Below are 1,144 nucleotides of genomic sequence, written 5' to 3'. Positions count from 1 at the left end.
ATGGTGCGTCGGGGGCGGTCTTGGCGGACCGCCCCTCCAACGAATGACATCGAGAACTGTCTGCGCGGTGATGAGGGCAGCCTCCCGGCGTGATCGACGACCTTGCCGACGCGACCTGGGACCGTGAACTCGACGACCTCTTCCTGCGCATCGGCCACCGTTTCGGCCGCGCCGACCTGCGACGCCGCATGCGTGACTACGTCCGGGCCCTGCTCGGCCCGGTCGGCCGCAAGAACGGCTGGCAACTGGCCGAACATGCAGGCCACCGCACCCCCGACGGCCTGCAGCGGCTGCTGAACGGAGCCACCTGGAACGCCGACGACGTCCGCGATGACCTGCAGGCATACATCGCCGACAAGCTCGGCGAGGCCGACGGGGTCCTCATCCTCGACGACACTGGCTTCGTCAAGAAGGGCACCACCTCCGCGGGGGTGCAGCGCCAGTACTCCGGCACCGCCGGCCGCACCGAGAACTGTCAGATCGGCGTCTTCGCCGCCTACGCCACCACCCGCGCACGCGCCCTGGTGGACCGCCAGCTGTATCTGCCCAAGTCCTGGACGGACGACCGCGAACGCTGCCGCGCCGCCAAGATTCCTGATGAGAGGGGCTTCGCCACCAAACCAGAGCTGGCCAGGGCAATGGTGCTGCGCGCACTGGCCTCCCCGCTGCCGATCGCCTGGGTGACCGCGGATGCCGCCTACGGCCAGGAGTGGCGCTTTCGCCGGATGCTGGAAGAAGCCACAGTCGGCTACGTGCTCGCCGTCCCGAAGTCCCAGCCGGTGCCCCGCTTCGGCCGGATCGACTATCTCTTCGCGCAGGCGCCGAATGAGGCATGGGAGCAACGCTCGTGCGGCGACGGCGCCAAGGGCCCGCGCGTCTATGACTGGGCGGCCGTCCAGCTCCCGGTGATCGAGGACTTCGACGGTGAGCGGCCCACCCATCACCGCTGGGCGCTGGCCCGGCGCAGTATCAGCAGACCCGATCAGATTGCCTACTACCTCGCATACGCGCCGGTGGGCACCGGCGTCGACCGACTCGTGCGCGTTGCCGGGCGCCGGTGGGCGATCGAGGAATGCTTCCAGGCCGCGAAGAACGAGTGCGGCCTGGACCAGTACGAAGTCCGCCGCTACGTCGGCTGGATGAG

At 69.1% G+C, this 1,144-nt stretch carries 1 protein-coding gene; it reads left to right on the top strand.

Annotated features, from left to right (window positions below):
- Positions 1-92: 92 nt before the first annotated feature.
- A partial coding sequence (locus ACWGJB_RS49825; RefSeq protein WP_453386638.1) for an IS701 family transposase occupies positions 93-1,144 on the top strand: 1,052 nt, incomplete at its 3' end.

The organism is Streptomyces sp. NPDC054813, from assembly GCF_053611365.1.
This window is presented reverse-complemented; position numbering and strand designations above follow the sequence as displayed.